The organism is Micromonospora sp. NPDC005553, from assembly GCF_042871765.1.
Lineage (GTDB): Bacteria > Actinomycetota > Actinomycetes > Mycobacteriales > Micromonosporaceae > Micromonospora.
The window spans coordinates 615752-634335 of sequence record NZ_JBIAJD010000002.1 but is presented as its reverse complement, the minus strand read 5'-3'; the positions used below and the strand labels follow the sequence as shown (position 1 = coordinate 634335).

Sequence of the window (18584 nt, the reverse complement as noted above, 5' to 3'; positions counted from 1 at the left end):
TTCACCCGGTAGCCGACGCCGTCGGGGGGACCCACCCTCCCGGCGGCGTCGCGCCGTGTCGGCCCTCGCCCGCGGCGAACCGGGCCGCGCCGGCCGCCGCGTCAGTGGCCAGCGAATCCATCCCGTACGCCAACTCGGTCGCCAGCGCTTCCGACTCGGGTCGTCCCGCACCGGCCAGCAGCGCGGCGCGGTCGTTGCGCAGGCAGGTCTGCGGATGCCGGGCAATCACCGCCGCCAACTCCTCGGCCGCGGCCCGCGCCTGGCCGGGTGGCACCAACCGATTGACCAACCCCATCGAGTACGCCTCGTCGGCCGGCACCGGCCGGCCGGTGAGGATCAGGTCCATGGCCCGACTCTCGCCGATCAACCGGGGCAGCCGGACGGTGCCACCGTCGATCAGCGGCACTCCCCAGCGGCGGCAGAAGACCCCGAGAGTCGCGTCGGACTCGGCGACCCGCAGGTCACACCAGAGCGCCAGTTCGAGCCCGCCCGCCACCGCGTACCCGGAGATCGCCGCGATCACCGGTTTGCTGAGCGTCATCCGGGTCGGACCCATCGGGCCGTCCCCCTCGGGCTCGACCCGGTTGCCGCTCGGTGTGCCGATCGCCTTGAGGTCGGCGCCGGCGCAGAACGTCCCACCGGCGCCCCAGAGCACTGCCACCGACGCGTCCGGATCAGCCTCGAAGGCCCGAAACGCGTCCGCCAGCGCCCGAGCCGTAGGACCGTCCACGGCGTTCCGAGCGTCCGCCCGGTCCAGCACCACTGTGGTGACCGCCCCGACCCGCTCCACCCGTACACCCATCCCGCCAGCATGCCGGCCCGGCCCCACCCCCACAATCCCCGTCGATCTTGCACTTTGGGTTGTCGATTCGCCCCTTGTGACCCGGGTTTTGTGAGCACAAACTGCAAGATCGGCGGCCTGGGTGATGCGGCAGGTTTGTCGCCGCTGGCCGGTTTGCGACGGCGAACGCCGGGAAGTCGGTACGCGTGCGAGCACTTTTGACGAAAGTTGAACAGGACTCCCGGCTGGACCGCGCGGGTGACCGGTTGCAGAAGGTCGTTCTGGGGACGCTACGTCCACGTCGGCTGCGCGACCTGTTGCACGGGGTGACCCTCGGGCATCCGCTGCACCCGGCGATGGTGCAGGTGCCGGTCGGCGCGTGGATCAGCGCCGCGGTGCTGGACCTCATGCCCGGGCAGCGCCGGCCCGCCACGGTGCTGGTCGGTCTGGGCACCGTCAGCGCGCTGCCAGCGGCGGTCGCCGGTCTGAACGACTGGGCGGCACTCGCCCGGGACCAGCGCCGGGTCGGCCTGGTGCACGCCGCCGCCAACACCGTCGGCATGACGCTCTACGCCGGCTCGCTGGCCGCCCGGCTGTCCGGCCGCCACGGAATGGGTCGTGCCCTCGGCTTTCTCGGGCTCTCCACGGTGAGCCTCGGCGCGTACATCGGGGGTCACCTGGCGTACAAGCAGGGGGCGCAGGTCAACCAGAGCGTCTCCGAGCTGCACCGGATGACCGATGGCTGGCACTCCCTGGCCGACATGGCGACGCTGCCGCAACGCACCCTGATAACCCGAGAGGTGGACGACGACATCTCGGTGATCCTCTACCGGCACGGTGACGAGGTGACAGTGATGTTGGAGCGCTGCCCGCACCAGAGCGGGCCGCTCGGCGAGGGTGAGGTGCAGGAGATCGACGGCCACGCCTGCGTGGTCTGCCCGTGGCACGGCAGCGCATTCCGGCTCAACGGCGGCGAGGTCGTACAGGGGCCCTCCGGCAACGACCAGCAGACCCTGCCCACCCGGATCCAGAACGGCGTGCTTCAGACCCGCCTGCCCTGACCCGTTCCGCGCTGGCCCGCCCGCGCTGGCCCGCCCGCGCTGGCCCGCCCGCGCTGGCCCGCCCGCGCTGGCCCGTTCGCGCTGGCCCGCCCGCGCCGTAGCCTGGCCCGGGCGCCTGGGGCGTGGGGATGCCTCACCTCACGCAGATGCTCCGCACCCAAGGCAGTAACTCCTTCGACGCTGATGTCTGTGAGTCATCATGATGACTCACAGACATCTCGCTCTCCGGGACGTTGCCCCGGCCGCCCCGCCAGGGCGGCGTGACCAGACCGCCTCGGCGCGATCGGCGCGACGTGAAGGAACCAGGTCCAGCGTGGGGTGGCCAGCCGCGTCGCAGGCGCGGCGTGGGTCCGGCGGACGCCGCCGACCGGGGTGGCCAGCCGCGTCGCAGGCGTGGCGTGCGGGCCGCTCAGGTGCGTCGGTGTCGGCCGACCGGCGGACCGTCCGGTACCGAGTCCAGGCCGTGCCCGCCGTCGAACAGCCCGCCCTCGCCGCCAACGCCAGCCCAGCCCTCGTCACCACCCCGGCCCGCAGGGCCGGCGGCCGTCATTCCGCCGCCACGGGGTCCCGTGCCACCGGAAAGTGCCATCCCGCTGCCCGGGAACGCCGTGCTGCCGGGGTAAGCCATTCCGCTACCGGCGGGTGCCACCTCGCTGCCGGCGGGCATCGCCCCAATGCCAGTAGGTGCGACCCCGCTACTGGCGGGCGTCATCCCACTGCCGGGCGTCACCCCACTGCCGGGCGTCACCCCACTGGCGGGCGTCACCCCACTGCCCAGAGGTGCGACCCCACTGCCGACAGGCGTCGTCCCGCCGCCGCGAGGTGCGAAGTCGCTCCCGCCCGGTGCCCCGCCGCCGTGCGGTGTCGCCGGGCCTTCGATGGCCGCGGCCGCCCGGCTGGCAGCCCAGGCGGCACCGCTCCCGGCCGCCCCACCACCGCCACGCCGGCCCGAGCCACTGCCACCTTGGCCCGCGCCCCTGTCACCCTGGCCCGTGCCCCTGTCACCCTGGCCCGAGCCACTGCCACCCTGGCCCGCGCCACTGCCACCCTGGCCCGTGCCACTGCTTCGGCCCGAGCCACCGTTTCGGTCCGAGCCGCCGTTTCGGTCCGAGCCACTGCTTCGGCCCGTGCCTGCGCCGCTTCGGCCCGCACCGCGGCGTGATGTGCGGGAGGACGCGGCCAGTCGGGGAGCCGCCCCTGCGGTGGCTGGACGGCGGCGCAGCCCCAGGACTGCGCCGATCTGAGCGCCGACGATGCTCGCCACGGCCAGCACGGCAGAGACCGCCAGCGGGCGGTTCACCCGATCGGCGGGACCGACCCGGGCTGCACCGACCGTCATCGCTGGTGGTTGGCCCGCTGACTCCGTACCGCTGGGTGGTGCCGGGGCCACCCGCGGCGGTGCGGCCCGCTCGGGCGCGGGCCGGGGCGCGGGCGGCTTCGGCGCCGCGGCCCTGTCGACGAGCCGACCGGTGGCGTGCTGTCGGGACCCCTGGTCGGCGGCCTCCGTGGGCAGTCGGAGCAGTTGGCCGGGGCGGATCCGGTCCGGGTCGTCGAGCTTGTTCAGCTTGGCGAGCTGTCGGTAGTCGTCGAACTCGTCCAGGTACCGTTCGGCCACCTCCCCGAGGTAGTCGCCCCGGGCCACCCGGTACACCGGTGCGGGCTCGTCGTTCGCCGCCGAGGCGCCGGGTGCGGCCAGCCCCGTCCCAGCCAGGCCGAGCGGGCCGCCCCGGGCCACCGGCGCTGCCGTGTCTGGTGTCGTCGCGGCTCGGCTCGGCGCGGCCAGGGTGGTGACGGACGTTGCGCTCGGACTCGCGTACACGGGAGTGCTGTAGATCGCTGCGGCGCTGGCGGCGGCCGGGCTGGCGACCAGGATCAGCGCGACCGAGCCGACCAGCGCGGCGGCGGCCTTCTGCTGGCGGCCCATCCCGGGCAGCTTCGGCGCCGGCCGGCGCAGGGTCTGTGCGCCCAGTTCGACGAGGACGGAGAAGGCGAACGTGGCCCAGCCGAACCACCCGGCCAGGGCCAACGCCCGCAGGAAGAGCTGACCGTCGTCCCGGCTGGTCAGCGCGGTGCCCACCTCGCTGATCGTGGGGAGGTGATCGGGCAGCGGGTTACCGGCGAAGGCCAGCAGCGCGATCGGCGCGCCGACCAGCAGCACCAGGAGCACGGCCAGCGCGCCGATGCCGGTGAGGATCCGTCCGGTCCGCCGTACGACGGACCCACCCGATACGGGCATGGCTGCCTTCCTTCCTACGGTGTTGCGGTGATGGCACGCGCGGTCGCCTCGCCGGTGACGGTGACCGTCTTCTCCTGGATGAACGGCCCGATCATGGAGCGCTGGTAGGTGATGGAGACGGTCACCCGGATCAGCGTCTCCCCGTCGACATCGGGGAAGTTCACGGTGTGGCCTGCGGTTTTCACGGCGTTCAGGTAGTTGGCCACCGCCTTGCGCGCCTCCGGCTCGTCGATCCGCTTCGGCCCGCCCTCGATGGCGGTGGCCCGGTCGATGGCCTGACCGCCGGCCCGGGCCGCCTCGGCGGCCAGGTTCTGGGCGTGTTGCAGGGTGCGGAGCTGCCCGGCGGCGTCGAAGGAGAGGCCGATGATGGCCAGTACGCCGACCATCGTCACAGCGAGAAAGATGCTCACCCGGCCGTGCTCACCTGCCCGCGAGGGCCGGGCAGCCGACGTGGTCGCCGTCATTGCCGACTCCGGTAACGGTCAAGTGGGGAGGTGAACTCCGCGGTGATCAGCCGATCACTCTTCATTCCGGGCAGGATGCCGAGGGTGATGTCCTTGAAGGACACCAGGCAGCTGATCTTCACCGTCACGGTGGCGTTCGAACCGACCGAGCTGCTGAAGGCCTCGTCGAAGCTGGAGTCGTTGCCGGGCGACTTGCCGGTGAACGTCGGGGCCAGGTCGTTGGCGCAGGCCAGGCCATGCCAGTCCAACTGGTCCTGGGCGGCTTCCAGCGCGTTCTCCCGGGCGGTGTCGGCATTCCGGGAGATCGAGGCGGCCCGGGCGGCGTCGTGCGCGGCGGTCTGGAGCGTCTCCGCTGCCACGGCGCTGCGCCCGACCACGCCGGCCAGCACCATCAGCGCGATGAACGCGGGCGCGAGGACCGCCACCTCGATGGAGACCGAGCCCCGCTCGGCGGTACGGGTCATGGCGGTGTCACCCTCTCCACCGTTCCATGGGCGGTCTGCTGAATTGCGAAGTCCACGCCCGGCACCACGGACAGGGACCGGCCGCTGACCGTGCAGGTCACGTCGGTCGTGGTGGTCTCGCAGGTCGGCCCGGCCTTCTCCCAGCCCACCAGCCAGCCGCCGGCGCCCTTCAGGAAGCGGGAGGCACTCTCCACCCCGGCACCGTTGCCCGCCTGGTACGTCCGCTGGGCGTTGACGCCACTCTGCGCGGCGTTCAACGCGGTGGAGCGGGCGAGGAAGACGGCCGCGACCTGGATCGAGGCGAAGAGCAGCACCAGGATCAGCGGCATCATCACGGCGAGTTCCACCGGGTTGGCGCCCCGCTCGCTGTCGCCGGCCGCGAGGCGGCGCCGGGCGGCGGTGACCGCCCGGCTCCACCTCGGGTACCCGGCTCGACGCATCCCGGCTACTTCGGGTCCGTGTGGTTCGGGATGCCGGTCATCCAGTTGTTGGCCTTGGTCAGGGCCAGGGCGGTGACGGCCATGGCGACCGCGACCAGACCGGCGATGATCACCGCGGTGGGCACCGGGCTGTCGCCACGCTCACCGTCGCGGCGCAGTTCGGCCAGGCGCGTCGTCACCACGACGTGCAGGTAGCTGAGGATGGACATGGCGTTCTCTCCTTCAGGGGGCGGGGTCAGACACGGGCGATGAACGGATAGAGGACGAACCCGAGCAGCACGAAGACGAGCAGCGCGCCCGGGATGTCGAGCTTGCTGGTGATCCCCTCGGCGCGGGCGAGGTTGTCGGTGCGGATCTGGTCGCGGAGCGAGTCGGCCCGGCTGCGCAGCGTCTCGTGCACCTGCGCGCCCTCGCTGCCGGAGGAACGCATGATCGCGCCGACGTCGCCCAGCTCGGGAATGCCGATCTTGTCGGCGAGGTCGCGCAGTTCGTCCCAGGGCGCGTGCATCTGCATCTGGGCGATCCGCAGCGACTCCTGGAGCCGGTCGAACACCCAGCCGTCGCAGACCGCAGCCGCCCGCTCCAGCGACTGCACCGGCCCGTGCGCCGCGGAGAGCTGCAACGCCACCAGGTCGAGGTAGGTACAGACCGCCTGGCGGAACTCGTCGCGGGCGGCGGCAGCCTTGGTCAGTACGGCGCGGTGCGCCAGCAGGGCGGCCAGCAACGCCAGGCCGAGGCTGCCCAGCACCGGCACCACCAGCGGGAACGGAATGCCGAGCGCCCACAGCACCACCCCGAGCAGTGTCGGTGTGGCCAACCCGATCAGCGCGGAGAGCAGCACCGACAACGCGTACTGCTCGGGCGTCTGACCGATCAGGGCGAGCTGCATCTGCGGGGGTCGCAGCCAGCGGGACATCCCGCTCAGCCAGTCGAGTCGCCGGGACGCGGGCGTGGACACCCGGCCGGTGCCCGGCGGCTGATGCAGCCGGCGCAGCGCGGGCCCGAGCGCCGGTGTCGCCGGCACCAACTCCCGGACCACCAGGAACACACCCAGACCGATCCCGGCGCCACCGCAGACCGCGAGGGCGAACTGCCAGTTCACGATCACGCGAGCCGCCTCTCGCTCGCGACTGCGGGGCTCCGCTGCGCTGCACTCCTCGCCCTCACGCGATCACCTCGCTAGGGTTGGGCGCCGGCAGGAACCGGGCCGGCCGTTGCGGCTGGCTCATCGACCGCACCCAGGCCAGCAGGCCGATGAAGGCGGCGCCGAGGGCGGCCATCACCAGCTGACCCACCGGGGTGCCGTACGGCCTGATGTACTCGGTGTTGATCAGCCCGTACGCCAGGGTCGCCAGCGTCATCCCGGTGAGGAAGCGGACCGCGAACCGGGGCTGGGTGCGCTTGGCCTCGATCTCCCGCCGGGTGGCCACTTCCGCGGACGCCGCGCCGGCGATCGAGCCGAGCACGTCACCCAGCCGCTCACCCCGGTCGGACAGGTGCAGGATCAGCGCCGCGACCACCTGGTCGCAGACCGGGTCGGCGATCTCGTCGGCGAACGCCAGCAGCGCGGAGCGGGCCATCCAGCCGGCCTGGAGGCGGGCCGCGAGCAGCCGCACCTCGTCCTCGACGCCGGGTGGCACGCTGCCGATCGTGCCGATGATCGCCTGCTGGAGGCCCTGCCCGGTGCCGGAGACGTCCTTGAGCCGGCGGGTCCACTCGCCGACCGCCTCGATCCGGGCGATGGCCCGCTGTTCGGCCTTGCCGACCCCGAACAGCCACGGGGTGCCGGGCACCGCCACCGCCACCAGCAGGCCCACCACCGGCAACCCGGTCAGCAGGAACGCCAACGCGCCGGCGACCAGCGCGGCGACCAGCAGCGCCTGATAGGCGCGCTGCTCAGCCGGCGTGCTGCCTGGCCCGCGCCACAGTCGGCTCAGCCCCGGCCCGCTGCCCGGCCCTGGCCCGGGGGGGCGACGGGTGCCGACCAGGGCGACCACGGCCAGCAGCAGCCCGGCCACACAGGCGGCGCCGGAGACCACCGCGATCACCTCGAGGCTGTCGAACATCAGGTCACCCGCCGGGCCAGTCGGGTCTGCCGAGGCCGCCGCCAGGCACCGGCACCGGCCTCGACCCACCGGGTCAGCAGCCGCGCGTCGTAACCCACCCGCAGCAACTGGTCGCGGACCCGTTCCGGCAGGTGCCGGGGGACCGCGCGACCGTCCGGGCCGGGCCCGAAGACGGTGGTGGTGGTGATGCGACCGGCTTCGCCGGCCCCGATCACCTCCTCCACGTGCGAGACGAACCGGTGCTTCCGCCCGCCGATCGCGGTCTCGTCCTCGATGGTGACGTAGACGATCAGGTCGAGCGCGTTGCCGGCCATCCGGCGGGCCTGGTCGACTGTCATCTCGCGGCCGTGCGCCAGGGCCAGCTCGACGATCCGTTCACCGACACCGGCGGCGGTACGGGCGTGGATGGTGCACATCGACCCCCGGCTGGTGGTCATCGCCTGGAGCATCGGCACGATCTCGCGGGACCGCACCTCGCCCACGATGATCCGTAGGACGCCCATCCGCAGGGACAACGGGATCAGGTCGGCGATGGTCACCTCACCGGCCGGGCGGCCGTCGAAGCCGCGCTCACCGTGCCCCTCCCGGGCCTCGAAGCTCATCACCGCCCGGTGCCGCTCCCGGCGGCGGGCCGGGAGCAGCTCCCGACTCTCCTCCAGCAGCACGTACGGCTCATCCTGCGGGATCTCGTTCATCAGCGCGCGGATGACAGTGGTCTTCCCGGCACCGGCCAGCCCAGCGACCATGATGTTCAGACCGGCGCGCATCGCGGCGCGGAGGAAGTCGCGCAGCAGCGGATCGATCATCTCGTCCAGGTCACCTCGGGCGCCCGCGAGGTCGTCGAGGCTGACGTCCAGGGTGTTGTGCTTGCGGATCACCGCGTACGGACGGTGGCTGACCAGGAACACCGCGGCCAGCCGGCTGCCGTCGGGCAGTTGCAGGTCGAGGGTGGGCTTCACCGTGGAGAGGGACCGCTCGGTCGCGCCCGCCCGACGGGCCGCCGCCTGGAGGATCTCCACCAGCTCGGCGTCGCTGTCGGCGATCGGCTCGGCCCAGTCCACCCCACCGCCGTGCCGGGTGATGCGCACCTGGTCGCAGCCGAGGATGTGCACCTCTTCGATGGTGTCGTCGACGAGCAGCGTCTGTAGCCGGCCGAGCCCGACCAGCTCGGCGGTCACCTGGTCGAGCAGCATGCGTTCGTCGCCGGCGGCCATCGGCGTGCCGGACCGGCGCACCGAGTCCGCGTACGCGGCGACCACAGTGACGGCGAGCCGGGCCCGCTCGGTGTCCTCTTCGTCGACAGTGAACTCCCGGCCGCGCTGCCATACGGTGAGCCGTTCGGTGAGTTCCCGGCGCAGCTCCCGGACCACCTGGAAGTCCATCCGGGCCCGAGGTGGCGACTCGGGCGGCGGGGTGGTCGCGGGCGTCGACGGCGGCTGCGGCCCGGACTGGTGGTGCCGGCCGTTCGGCAGGGCCAGGGGCGGCGCGGTGGAGGTCACTGCCGGTGGCTGCTGGCGCGGATCGGTGGAGACCGGCTCAAACCGCATCCGGCACCCCCTGCTGCACGGGCCACGCCAACCGGGCCCGTCGCCGCTCCAGGAGCGACCCGATCGGGACCTCCAGCGCCGCCGCCGCGCGCATCAGCGGCCGACCGGCCCGCACGGTCCCGCCCAGGGCGAGCACCCCGGCGGTACGCGCATCGTGCGGCAGCCGTGCGATGACGGGCAGTTTCAGGGCGCGGCTGATCTCGGCCCGCCCGTGCCCGTCGCCGACCAGCAGCAGCCGCAGGGTGCCCGGGGGCACCCGGTGCTCGGCGAAGTCCCGTTCGATCGCGGTGACCACCGCGCGGGTGCCGGAGAGGTCCGGCAGGTTCGCCCGGGTCACCAACAGCACCACCGAGGCGGCCCGCAGCACCGGCCACGGAGGCCCGGTCACGTGCAGCCGACCACAGTCGACAAGGACGTCGTAGCCGGGGGTGCCACGGTCGAGGGCGTCGAAGTAGTCGGCGAAGCGCTGCCACAGCGGGGTGACGCTGCCGCTCTGGGCCGGGTCGACGAGGCCGGGCAGCAGCAGTCGTTCCCGGCGTGGGGCGTCCAGGTCGACCAACTGGGACCAGAACGCGGTCTCCAGGTTGCCGTCGCGCAACTCGCCGACGGCCAGCTCTCCGATGCCTCGTGGGCCGTCCAGTTGGCCGCCGAGGTATCCGGCGAGTATCGAGCCGCCGGCCGGGTCGCATTCGGCTACCACCAGCCGCCGGTGCCAGGCCAGCGCGCAGGCCAGTGCCGAGGTGGTGACGCCGGGTGAACCCTTCGCGGACACCAGCGCGATGATCGCCATGCTCAGGCCGCCTCGGTCAGTACGACGGCGAGCCGTTCCTGTGCGGCGAGCGCCACCACCGCTGGCACATCACGGGTCAGTAGCGCCAGGTACAGGACCCTGTCGTCGTTGGCTGGGCTGACCATGTCGATGACGGTGGCCGAGAACCGGGTGCCGGCGGCGGCCGTGTCTCCGTCGGCATCGTTGTCCGGGGTGCTGACCAGCAGGACCTTGTCGCCGGGGTGCAGTTCGCGGGCCGGCACCTGGGCGGTCTTCAGGCCGAGCGCGATCTGCTGCTGGCCGGGGCCGAGCAGCGGGTCGTCGGTGACCTGTCCCAGGGTGAGCAGCGTGCCCGGAAGCAGCGCGACAGCGGCCCGTTTGCCGACCACCTCGTCGAGCCGTGCGGCGGGCACCGGGCGCAACCCCTGGCCGCCGGCGACCTGCACGGTGACCAGGTCGGCCGCGCTGATCTCCCGGCCCACCTCGACCGGTCGTGCCACCGCCAGATAGCTGCCGGTGGCCCGTACCGAGGTGACCGCGAAGGCCGCGCCCAGCCCGCCCAGCGCGATCAGGAGGACGGCGAGACCGAGCAGCCCGGGACGCACCCGGCGCTGGCGGACCACTGTGGGCGGGTTGACGGGTGCGTCCACTGACGGGGTCCCGTTGCGCGTTGCGAGGCTCATCTGGTGACCACCTGGAGTTCGTTGATCTGGATCTGCACGATGCCGCTTCTCCGGGTCTGCGGGATCACCCGCCTTGTGGCGTCGCTGTTGGTCCACCAGCTCACCGTCCAGTGCGTGGTGGCGGTGACGTCGTAGGTGTCTGCCTTCGGGTAGCCCTTGTCGTAGCCGCAGTCCGGGGAGGTGGAACCCGCCCGCGTGCCCGTGGCCTTGTACTCGGTGCCGGCGCTGTAACAGGGGACCGTCTTGCCGTTGCCCATGTCCCAGTCGATCCGGTCGACCTTCGCTTCGATGTAGACGGTCAGACCCCGGTCGGACTCGTCGGCGTAGAGCGGGCCGAAGTAGTTCTTCCCCGGGGTTGCCCACATCCAGACGGGCAGGCCGACCAGGCCGGGGCCGATGCTCTTTCGGGGTGCCACCTTCAGCCGGGCCGGCAGCAGACTGATCGACGCCAGGGCGCGACGGGCCAGCTCCTCCGGGTCCGGCGGTGCGCCGAAGCCGGCCGGCGGGTCGGCCAGCGACACCACCTCCTGGGCACCCAGGTCGCCGCCGTTGCAGGTTTGCAGGTACCACTGCTCACCCTCGGGGGGTTCGACAGGCCCCTCGGTCAGCTTGTAGTAGCACCCGTCGCCGCTGTTGAACCAGCCCAGGTCCTCGTCGTAGCAGGGGATGGTCCGCCCGTTCCACTGGCAGACGCCGCTCCCGCCGCCGCCCCCGTCGTCTCCGCCCCCACCGTTGTCCCCGCCGCCGCCGGGATCACCGGGGTTGCCGGGCTCGTCGTCCCAGACGCTGCAGTCGGGTTGGTCGGGCGGGCAGCCGGCTCCCGGGTCGGCCCGTAGGGCGGCGGTGGCCGGCGGGGCCGCACCCACCACCAGCAGGAGCGTGAGGCCGATCCCGGCGAGCGCGCGTCGGGTTGTCACGGCCCGGCTCAGCACGGCTGGTCCCGGTGCGTCGCGCCGTAGTTGATCAGCCAGCGACCGTTCGGATATCGGGTCGCGGTGGCGGTGGAGAGGTGTCTGCCGCCACCGCTGCCCGGCACAGCGCGCTTGTCCTTGGCGTAGACCAGCCGGTAGCCGGTCGTGTCCAGGCAGTCCTGGATCTCCACCGTGGCCGGCTTCGCGTCCAGGCTGACGGCGGTCACGGTCGGGTCGGACTTGAACGTCCCGGTACGCATAGCGCCGTGCTCCTTGGCCTCGCGAATTGACACCCGGACCCGAGTCAAAAGTGGATCACCGAGGAACCGGGACAGTTCCGGTGAACGCGGATCACTGCGCAGGCCGGCCGTGCGCGAGGCCGCGAGATAACCGGAGTACGCGTCAAGTGCCGCCTTTTCGGCAGCGCGTCGTTCGACGTCGGAATCGGTCCGGGGTCCGTTGTCGCGGACTTCCGTCGGCCGTTCGACCGCCTCCCGTCCACTGGCGCAGGCGGTGACCGGCATCGCCGCCACGCCCACCAGCAGGCAGATTGCCGCTCTTCTGAGCTGCCTTCCGCGCACCGTCGAGCCTCCTCGTGGTCGCCCGGGGCGGTGAGGGTTCACCGCCGTCGGGCATACGGAAGCGCGCCCGGATCAGCACATCCGGAGCCTTCATTGCGCTTCTGTATTCACCGATACGGATCTTCTACAAATTGGGGGTCCTGTGTCGTCCGATGGTGAAGGTGAGGCTTGCGTCACACCCAAGGGGCGAGCATAGGCTGACGCTCGCCGATGCAACAGAGGCAATTCAAGCGAACACTCAGCGTGATGACAGGTGGTGGTGGCAGGTGTCGACACTGCTCCCCGGGCAATGGGCGAGCGATCTGTCGTTATTGATGGGGCGTCGCCGGGCCGGACGAGTTCACCACAGTCGCGTCACCGGTCGCGGGAGTGGGACATCGCGGTCTCATCCCGGCATTCGACCGACGTCGGCACCCCGTCGGCGGGCTGCCTCGTCCGACGGCATGCCTGACTCGGAACTGGTCGAAAGCGCCCGCGCGGGCTCCGGTCGGCAGGTCGCTTTCTGCGCCATCCGCTACACCGCAGCGAGCGTGCGATCACGATCCGTGTTCACCGTCGCAGGGGAGCAGTCAGCCGCAATGGAGGAGACATGGCGCTGACCGGACCACCGGCGGCCACCCCCGGTCGGGAAGACCGACCCGATCGGAGTCCGGCACCCCGGCCGTCCGGTGCCACGACGGAACCCGCAGGCCAGGCGACGCCCGCTCCGCCGCGCGAACGACCGGGCGACCTCGCCTCGGCGGGGGCACGCACCCGGGTCTCGACAGTGTTCGCGATCCTCGCGATCAGTCCGCTGATGCGCTTGGCGGCGCTGCGCCACGCCGTACCCCCGGGTCTGCCCAGCCGGAGTGGTTGCGACGCCTGCGGCGCGCCGGTCGGCCTGACCCACCCCTGGCCGGCGCTGGGCCCGGCGGCCCGGTGCGGTCAGTGCCGCGCCCGGGTCGGCCCACCGCCGGCCACCGTCGAGCTGGCACTGCTCGCGGCGGCGGTGCTGCTGGCCATCGCCGGTCCACCGGGCGGGGCGCTGCCGGCGCTGATCTGGTGGCTGGGCTGGACCATCCCGGCGATCCTCGTCGACCTGGCCGTGCACCGGTTGCCGGATCGGCTCACACTGCCCGCGGCGGCCGGGACCTGGCTGCTGCTCGGCGTGGCAGCGCTCGACGCCGACCCGGGGCACTGGCTGCGAGTTGTCATCGGTGGCACCGGGCTGGCGCTCTTCTTCGCCAGCACGGCGGTGCTGCTCGGCCGCCGCGGCTTCGGGCTGGGCGACGCCAAGCTGGCGCTCAGCGTCGGCGCGCTGCTCGGCTGGTACGGCTGGCCGGTGCTGCTGTTCGGGCTGGTGCTCACCTTCGGGCTCTCCGCCCTGGTGAGTCTGGTCCTGCTGGCCACCCGCCGTGCCAACTGGAGCACCCACCTGCCGTTCGGCCCGTTCCTGCTGCTCGGCACAACGGCCGCCCTCCTGCTGGCGACCTGACCCGCCTCGTCGCTGGTCAGGGGCGGGATCGGCTGGCGAGCTTGGGGGCCGGGCTGCCGGAACGGTTGGCCCTGCGGCGGAGCACCTCGCTGGTCGGGCGGGCCAGCAACGGGGTGAGCACCACGGCGACCAGGGCGCCGAGCAGCACACCCGCGATCACGTCGTGCGGGTAGTGCACGCCCACGAAGACCCGTGAGAAGGCGCCGAGCGCGGCCAGGGGCAGCGCGATCAGGCCGAGTCGGCGGGAGAGCAGCAACGTGGTGACCGCCAACGCGCCGGCGATGGTGGCGTGGTTGCTGGGGAACGACCAGTCGCCCGGCGGTGGGCAGACGCCCGCGATGATCTCCCGACCGATCGACCGGCAGGGGCGATCCTCGTCCACCACGGTCTTGAGGAACTCACTGCCCACGTACGCCAGTACGGCCGGCACAGGCGCGATCAGGGCCAGTGCCCGGTCGTGCGGGCCGCCGGAACGGCGGCTCAGCGCGGCCATCACCAGCAGCGCGCCGAGTAGCAGGATCACCCCCTCGGTGGCGTGCCCGACGAACCACTGCACCGGCTCTGGGCTACCGGCGGCGGCGTCGACGACGTCGCTGTACCACTCGGCGCTGATCTCCGGAACGTCAATGCTGCCGTTGTCGACCATGCATCACCTCACTTCACGTTCATACCCCGTTCACCCTGGGAACACCCTAGGAACGCGGCAGAGGGCACTGCTCCTGTCGAAGGTCGGGTGGTCTGTCAGACCTTCGTCCAGGTTTCGCACAGCCGGCTCTGGTTGGCTGTCGCAGAACGTCGACATCGACAGGAGACCTCTTGCAGACCGGTTCGGCCACCGATCAACCGCAGTCCACCGCCGCTACCGCGGACGACGAGACCTGGAGGATCCGGCGCACGGAGGCCGACATGGACCGGCTCGGCGAGACCGAGTCGATCTTCGCGTTGGGCAACGGGTGGATCGGCTGGCGTGGGGTGCTCGACGAGGGTGCCCCGTGCGGGATGCCGGGCAGCTACGTCAGTGGCTTCCACGAGCGGCGTGAGCTCAGCTATCCCGAGGAGGGGTACGCGTTCCCGCCGGCCAGCGACACCGTCATCAGCGCACCGAACGCCGCACTGATCCGGCTCTGGGTCGACGACGAGCCGTTGGATCTCCGGACCGGGTCGCTGCGCAGCCATGAACGGGTGCTCGATCTGCGTACCGGTGTGCTGCGCCGGGAGACCGAGTGGATTTCACCGGCCGGGCGGGGCGTACGCATCCGCAGCACCCGGTTGGTGTCCCTGCCGCGTCGCCCGGTGGCTGCCGTCCGGTACGAGGTCGAGCCGTTGGACACCGCCGTCGAGCTGAGGGTCAGCTCGGACCTGCTGGCCAACGAGAAGGTGCCGGAGCGTTCGGACGACCCTCGGGCCGCCTCGGTGCCCACCGACCCGTTGACCGCCGAGACGTACAGTGCGACCGGCCTCGACGGCGTGCTGGTGCACCGCACCGAGCGCAGCGGCCAGCGCGTGGCGGTCGCGGTCAGTCACCTGCTGGAAGGCCCGGGCACCGTGACGACCAGCGGCGACTGCACCCCGGACCGGGTACGGCTGACCGTGACGGGTCGCCTGCACCCGGGGGAGCGGTTGCGGCTGACGAAGTTCGCCGCCTACGAGTGGGCGACGGTCGACGCGACGCCCGCCGACGAGTTGGCCGCTCTGGTCGCCGCCGAGGCGGACGCGGCGCGCGCGGACGGCTTCGACGCCCTGCTCACCGACCAGCGCGCCGCCCTGGACGCGGCCTGGCAGGTCGCCGACGTGCGGCTCGACGGCGATCCGGAGCTTCAGCAGGCCGTTCGGTTCGCGATGTTCCACCTGATCCAGGCCGGTCGCCCGGACTCCGACCGGACCATCTCGGCCAAGGGGTTGACCGGCAACGGCTACGACGGGCACGTCCTCTGGGACACCGAGAGTTACGTCCTGCCGGTGCTCACCTACCTGGCCCCGGCGGTGGCCCGCTCGGCGTTGAGGTGGCGGCACGCCCACCTGCCCGAGGCGCGGGAGCGGGCCGCCGAGCTGCGGTTGAGCGGCGTGACCTTCCCGTGGCGGACCATCGGCGGTCGGGAAAGCTCCGGCTACTGGCCGGCGGGCACCGCCGCGCTGCACGTCAACGCCGACATCGCCGACGCGGTGCTGCGCTACCTGGCGGCCACCGACGACCAGCGGTTCCTGGCCGAGGCGGGGCTGGAACTGCTGGTGGAGACCGCCCGGCTCTGGCACGGCTTCGGCCACTGGTCGGACGACGGCGGCTTCCACCTGCACGGGGTGACCGGCCCGGACGAGTACGCCGCGCTGGTCGACGACAACGTGTTCACCAACCTGATGGCGAAGCGCAACCTGCGCGGCGCGGCGGACGCCGCCGAGGGGCATCCCGAGCTGGCCGACCGGCTCGGCGTGGACCGCGACGAGGTGGCCGGCTGGCGGGCCGCCGCCGACGCGATGGCCATCCCGTACGACAGCGAGCGCGGGGTGCACCAGCAGGCCGCCGGCTTCACCGAACAGCCCGAGTGGGACTTCGCGAACACCGCTGACGACGACTACCCGCTGCTGCTGCACTTTCCGTACCTGGAGCTGTACCGCAAGCAGGTGGTGAAGCAGGCCGATCTGGTGCTGGCCATGCAGCTCTGCCCCGGTGAGTTCACCGCCGACGAGAAGGCCCGCAACCTGGCCTACTACCAGGCCCGCACGGTCCGCGACTCGTCGCTGTCGGCGGCCCCGCAGGCCGTGCTGGCCGCCGAGGTCGGGCACCTGGATCTGGCGTACGACCTGTTCGCCGAGTCGGTCCTGCAGGACCTGGCCGACCTGGGCGACAAGACCGCCGACGGGCTGCACCTGGCGTCGCTGGCCGGCGCGTGGCTGGCCCTGGTGCAGGGCTTCGGTGGGCTGCGCGACGACCGGAGGGTGCTCTCCTTCGACCCCCGGCTGCCGCGCCGGATCGACAGGCTGGCGTTCAGCCTGCGCTGGCGTGGCCACCTGCTGCGGGTCACGTTGACTCCGGCCGAGGCCCGCTACGAGCTGCCCGACGCCGCCGCGGACGCCGAGGTCGAGCTGTTGCACCACGGCGAGTCGCTGCGGGTCACCGGCGCCGAGCCGGTCACCCGGCCGATGCCGCCGGTGCCCGACCCCGGTCCGGAACCGCCCTCCCCGCCCGGCCGCCGCCCCACCCGCCGCTCAGCCGACTGAGTCGCCCCGGCCGGTTCGGGCCGGCAGGCGCGGCTTCGTCCCGAGTCGGCGCGGGCTCCAGCTCAGGTCGGGGCGGGACCGCCGGCCATCCGCTCGCGGACGGCCTCCAGCGCCTCGAAGGCGTACGCCCAGTTGTGGCACTTGAAGCTGCGCAGGCCGTCGATCGCTGTGTGACAGTCGGAGCAGCGCACCCCGGCGATGGCGTCCGGGATCTCGGTGTTGACGTACTTGCGCTCGCCCAGGATGACCGTGGCGATCATGGCCTTGTCGTGCAGGCCGGAGAGCGCCGACGAGACGATGTCGTACCAGGTGACCCGTCGGCGGCACTTCGGGCAGTCAGGTTCGTCGCCGCTGACCCAGAGCGGGGCGCCGATGCTGCGCGCCGGCATGCCGAGCAGTTTCTCCAGCCGCCGGACGTCCGACTCGGGGGTGGTCCAGCGGTGTCGGCCGGGCAGTGATGCGGGCGAGTCGTACACGGCGCGGAACAGGTCGTTGTCGACCTGCACGGTCTCGCGCTGAGCGGTCATCGGCGTCCCTCCTCGTTGAGTCGGCGCCCCCACCGTGGCCAGCGGTGACCATGGGCGCAGCCGGATCAACGACACGAGGGGGCGGTGGGTCGTCGCTCCGCCGCTGACCGCTTTCGCCTCCGGTGGCCGGCCTCGGGTGGTACGACGGACGCAGGGCGTGCGTCGGCGGGAGGAGCGCCGATGGCGGGCAGACCCGAACGGTTGCTGCGGGGCGGCAACTCGCCGCTGAGCGCCTCGTTCCTGGAGCTGTTCTTCGACCTGGCGTTCGTGCTCGCCCTCAGTCAGTTGGCCGCCCACCTGCTGCACGACCTCAGCCTGGCCGGCGCGCTGCGTACCGCCCTGCTGTTGGCGGGTGTCTGGTGGATCTGGGTGCCCACCACCTGGTTCGCCGACTGGTACGACCCGGAGAGTCCGGCGGTGCGGTGGTTGCTGGTGGGTGCCGCGCTGGGCAGCCTGCTGGCCGGGGTGGCGATCCCGCAGGCGCTGGACGGGCGGGGCCTGCTCTTCGCCGGCGCGTACGTCTCGGTGCACATCGCCCGGGGCGTGGTCACCGCCGTCGGGCTGCGTGGTCATCCGCGACAGATTCGAACGCTGCGCATCCTCGGCTGGTTCAGCGTCTCCGCCGTACCGTGGTTGGTCGGTGGGTTTCTGCCGCAGTGGCGGGTGCCGCTCTGGCTGCTCGCCCTCGCCATCGACCTCACCGGCCCGCGACTCCGCTGGCCCACGCCGGGGATGGGCCGGACCGGGCGGCAGGAGTTGCACCTGGCTGGCGAGCACTTCGCCGAGCGGTACCAGCAGATCATGATCATCGCGCTCGGCGAGCTCGTCCTGGTCGCCGGCCTCTCGTACGCCGGCACCGATCTCCACTTCCCGCAGACTGTCGCGTTCCTGCTGGTCTTCGCCACCGCCGTGCTGATCGGTCTGCTCTATGTCACGCCCGCCGGCCAGCGCCTCGGCCCCGCCATCGAGCGTGCCGATCCGGCCCGTCTCGGCGTCATCACCGGATATCTGCACCTGGTGATGATCGCCGGGCTGGTGGTCACCTCAGTGGGCGCCGAGCTGAGCATCGCGCACCCTCTGCGAACTGGTGACCTCACAGCGGTCCTGTTCATCCTGAGCGGGCCGATGCTGTTCCTCCTCGGGCGGATCCTCTTCTCGGCGGCGATCCACCGGCGACTCTCCTGGCCCCGGGTCGCCGCCCTGTTCGTGCTGGCCGGCGCGGCGGTTGTTCTGCGGATGCCGCTGCTGGCGGTCAGCGCGGTCGCCACCGGGGTGGCGCTCGCCGTGGTCGCCCTGGACCACGCCGGGATCGGCTCCTACCGCCACCGAGCTGGCGCGTAGTCAAGAAGCCTGACTAAAGTCAG

General features: G+C 72.3%; 18 protein-coding genes and 1 pseudogene. 4 read left to right on the top strand and 15 right to left on the bottom strand.

Going from position 1 to position 18584, the window contains the following annotated elements:
• Position 1: 1 nt before the first annotated feature.
• Positions 2-802, bottom strand: a complete 801-nt coding sequence (locus ACFYPG_RS10295) for a crotonase/enoyl-CoA hydratase family protein (RefSeq protein WP_387351444.1) — start codon at positions 800-802, stop codon at positions 2-4.
• Between the two features lie 185 nt (positions 803-987).
• Between ACFYPG_RS10295 and ACFYPG_RS10290 the strand changes: the two genes are divergently transcribed.
• Complete coding sequence (locus ACFYPG_RS10290; protein ID WP_355004740.1) at positions 988-1842, top strand: Rieske 2Fe-2S domain-containing protein; 855 nt, start codon at positions 988-990, stop codon at positions 1840-1842.
• Positions 1843-3034: 1192 nt separating this feature from the next.
• Here ACFYPG_RS10290 and ACFYPG_RS10285 read toward each other — a convergent pair.
• The 12 genes and pseudogenes from ACFYPG_RS10285 to ACFYPG_RS10230 all read right to left on the bottom strand — a co-directional run.
• Positions 3035-4078: pseudogene (locus ACFYPG_RS10285) on the bottom strand (LysM peptidoglycan-binding domain-containing protein); the annotation flags it as partial.
• Between the two features lie 14 nt (positions 4079-4092).
• Positions 4093-4542 (bottom strand): pilus assembly protein TadG-related protein, encoded by a 450-nt coding sequence (locus ACFYPG_RS10280; protein WP_355004741.1) that lies wholly within the window; start codon positions 4540-4542, stop codon positions 4093-4095.
• Positions 4539-5006, bottom strand: coding sequence for a TadE/TadG family type IV pilus assembly protein (locus tag ACFYPG_RS10275; protein WP_355004742.1), 468 nt, complete (start codon positions 5004-5006; stop codon positions 4539-4541). Before ACFYPG_RS10275 ends, ACFYPG_RS10280 begins: the two co-directional genes overlap by 4 nt.
• Complete coding sequence (locus ACFYPG_RS10270) at positions 5003-5446, bottom strand: TadE family protein (protein ID WP_387351441.1); 444 nt, start codon at positions 5444-5446, stop codon at positions 5003-5005. The genes ACFYPG_RS10275 and ACFYPG_RS10270 overlap by 4 nt, the downstream gene beginning before the upstream one ends.
• Before the next feature lie 5 nt (positions 5447-5451).
• Positions 5452-5655: a hypothetical protein gene (locus ACFYPG_RS10265; RefSeq protein WP_355004744.1), complete on the bottom strand. Its 204-nt coding sequence runs from the start codon at positions 5653-5655 to the stop codon at positions 5452-5454.
• Positions 5656-5681: 26 nt separating this feature from the next.
• The gene (locus ACFYPG_RS10260; protein ID WP_387351439.1) at positions 5682-6554 is read right to left on the bottom strand and encodes a type II secretion system F family protein; all 873 of its coding nucleotides are present in this window, start codon (positions 6552-6554) and stop codon (positions 5682-5684) included.
• Positions 6555-6609: 55 nt separating this feature from the next.
• Entirely contained in the window at positions 6610-7557 is a 948-nt protein-coding gene (locus tag ACFYPG_RS10255) for a type II secretion system F family protein (RefSeq protein ID WP_387351853.1), read from the bottom strand.
• Positions 7512-9059 carry an ATPase, T2SS/T4P/T4SS family gene (locus ACFYPG_RS10250; RefSeq protein WP_355004747.1) on the bottom strand — a complete coding sequence of 516 codons (1548 nt, stop codon included), beginning with the start codon at positions 9057-9059 and terminating at the stop codon, positions 7512-7514. Before ACFYPG_RS10250 ends, ACFYPG_RS10255 begins: the two co-directional genes overlap by 46 nt.
• Positions 9049-9849: a ParA family protein gene (locus tag ACFYPG_RS10245; protein ID WP_355004748.1), complete on the bottom strand. Its 801-nt coding sequence runs from the start codon at positions 9847-9849 to the stop codon at positions 9049-9051. The genes ACFYPG_RS10250 and ACFYPG_RS10245 overlap by 11 nt, the downstream gene beginning before the upstream one ends.
• 2 nt (positions 9850-9851) lie before the next feature.
• On the bottom strand, positions 9852-10511 hold the full coding sequence (locus ACFYPG_RS10240; RefSeq protein ID WP_387351436.1) for an SAF domain-containing protein: 660 nt from the start codon (positions 10509-10511) through the stop codon (positions 9852-9854).
• Positions 10508-11443, bottom strand: coding sequence for a hypothetical protein (locus tag ACFYPG_RS10235; RefSeq protein ID WP_355004750.1), 936 nt, complete (start codon positions 11441-11443; stop codon positions 10508-10510). The genes ACFYPG_RS10240 and ACFYPG_RS10235 overlap by 4 nt, the downstream gene beginning before the upstream one ends.
• The gene (locus ACFYPG_RS10230; RefSeq protein WP_387351851.1) at positions 11437-11946 is read right to left on the bottom strand and encodes a hypothetical protein; all 510 of its coding nucleotides are present in this window, start codon (positions 11944-11946) and stop codon (positions 11437-11439) included. Before ACFYPG_RS10230 ends, ACFYPG_RS10235 begins: the two co-directional genes overlap by 7 nt.
• A 646-nt stretch (positions 11947-12592) precedes the next feature.
• Between ACFYPG_RS10230 and ACFYPG_RS10225 the strand changes: the two genes are divergently transcribed.
• Complete coding sequence (locus ACFYPG_RS10225) at positions 12593-13477, top strand: prepilin peptidase (protein WP_387351435.1); 885 nt, start codon at positions 12593-12595, stop codon at positions 13475-13477.
• Between the two features lie 16 nt (positions 13478-13493).
• On the opposite strand, the gene ACFYPG_RS10220 is transcribed toward ACFYPG_RS10225, so the two are convergent.
• Positions 13494-14123 (bottom strand): phosphatase PAP2 family protein, encoded by a 630-nt coding sequence (locus ACFYPG_RS10220; RefSeq protein ID WP_355004752.1) that lies wholly within the window; start codon positions 14121-14123, stop codon positions 13494-13496.
• Positions 14124-14383: 260 nt separating this feature from the next.
• Between ACFYPG_RS10220 and ACFYPG_RS10215 the strand changes: the two genes are divergently transcribed.
• Positions 14384-16693: a glycoside hydrolase family 65 protein gene (locus ACFYPG_RS10215; RefSeq protein ID WP_387351849.1), complete on the top strand. Its 2310-nt coding sequence runs from the start codon at positions 14384-14386 to the stop codon at positions 16691-16693.
• Between the two features lie 62 nt (positions 16694-16755).
• On the opposite strand, the gene ACFYPG_RS10210 is transcribed toward ACFYPG_RS10215, so the two are convergent.
• Positions 16756-17220, bottom strand: coding sequence for a hypothetical protein (locus ACFYPG_RS10210; protein ID WP_357222197.1), 465 nt, complete (start codon positions 17218-17220; stop codon positions 16756-16758).
• Between the two features lie 180 nt (positions 17221-17400).
• On the opposite strand from ACFYPG_RS10210, the gene ACFYPG_RS10205 reads away from it, so the two are divergent.
• A complete protein-coding gene (locus tag ACFYPG_RS10205) occupies positions 17401-18561 on the top strand; it encodes a low temperature requirement protein A (RefSeq protein ID WP_387351434.1) in 1161 nt (386 codons plus the stop codon).
• Positions 18562-18584: the final 23 nt, after the last annotated feature.

What these genes read in the sequence shown, in the direction of transcription:
- ACFYPG_RS10225 (WP_387351435.1), top strand. Translation starts at nt 12,593, where the DNA reads ATGGCGCTGACCGGACCACCGGCGGCCACCCCCGGTCGGGAAGACCGA.
- ACFYPG_RS10210 (WP_357222197.1), bottom strand. Translation starts at nt 17,220, where the DNA reads ATGACCGCTCAGCGCGAGACCGTGCAGGTCGACAACGACCTGTTCCGC.
- ACFYPG_RS10295 (WP_387351444.1), bottom strand. Translation starts at nt 802, where the DNA reads ATGGGTGTACGGGTGGAGCGGGTCGGGGCGGTCACCACAGTGGTGCTG.
- ACFYPG_RS10220 (WP_355004752.1), bottom strand. Translation starts at nt 14,123, where the DNA reads ATGGTCGACAACGGCAGCATTGACGTTCCGGAGATCAGCGCCGAGTGG.
- ACFYPG_RS10240 (WP_387351436.1), bottom strand. Translation starts at nt 10,511, where the DNA reads ATGAGCCTCGCAACGCGCAACGGGACCCCGTCAGTGGACGCACCCGTC.
- ACFYPG_RS10270 (WP_387351441.1), bottom strand. Translation starts at nt 5,446, where the DNA reads ATGCGTCGAGCCGGGTACCCGAGGTGGAGCCGGGCGGTCACCGCCGCC.
- ACFYPG_RS10245 (WP_355004748.1), bottom strand. Translation starts at nt 9,849, where the DNA reads ATGGCGATCATCGCGCTGGTGTCCGCGAAGGGTTCACCCGGCGTCACC.
- ACFYPG_RS10205 (WP_387351434.1), top strand. Translation starts at nt 17,401, where the DNA reads ATGGCGGGCAGACCCGAACGGTTGCTGCGGGGCGGCAACTCGCCGCTG.
- ACFYPG_RS10230 (WP_387351851.1), bottom strand. Translation starts at nt 11,946, where the DNA reads ATGCCGGTCACCGCCTGCGCCAGTGGACGGGAGGCGGTCGAACGGCCG.
- ACFYPG_RS10275 (WP_355004742.1), bottom strand. Translation starts at nt 5,006, where the DNA reads ATGACCCGTACCGCCGAGCGGGGCTCGGTCTCCATCGAGGTGGCGGTC.
- ACFYPG_RS10215 (WP_387351849.1), top strand. Translation starts at nt 14,384, where the DNA reads ATGGACCGGCTCGGCGAGACCGAGTCGATCTTCGCGTTGGGCAACGGG.
- ACFYPG_RS10250 (WP_355004747.1), bottom strand. Translation starts at nt 9,059, where the DNA reads ATGCGGTTTGAGCCGGTCTCCACCGATCCGCGCCAGCAGCCACCGGCA.
- ACFYPG_RS10265 (WP_355004744.1), bottom strand. Translation starts at nt 5,655, where the DNA reads ATGTCCATCCTCAGCTACCTGCACGTCGTGGTGACGACGCGCCTGGCC.
- ACFYPG_RS10280 (WP_355004741.1), bottom strand. Translation starts at nt 4,542, where the DNA reads ATGACGGCGACCACGTCGGCTGCCCGGCCCTCGCGGGCAGGTGAGCAC.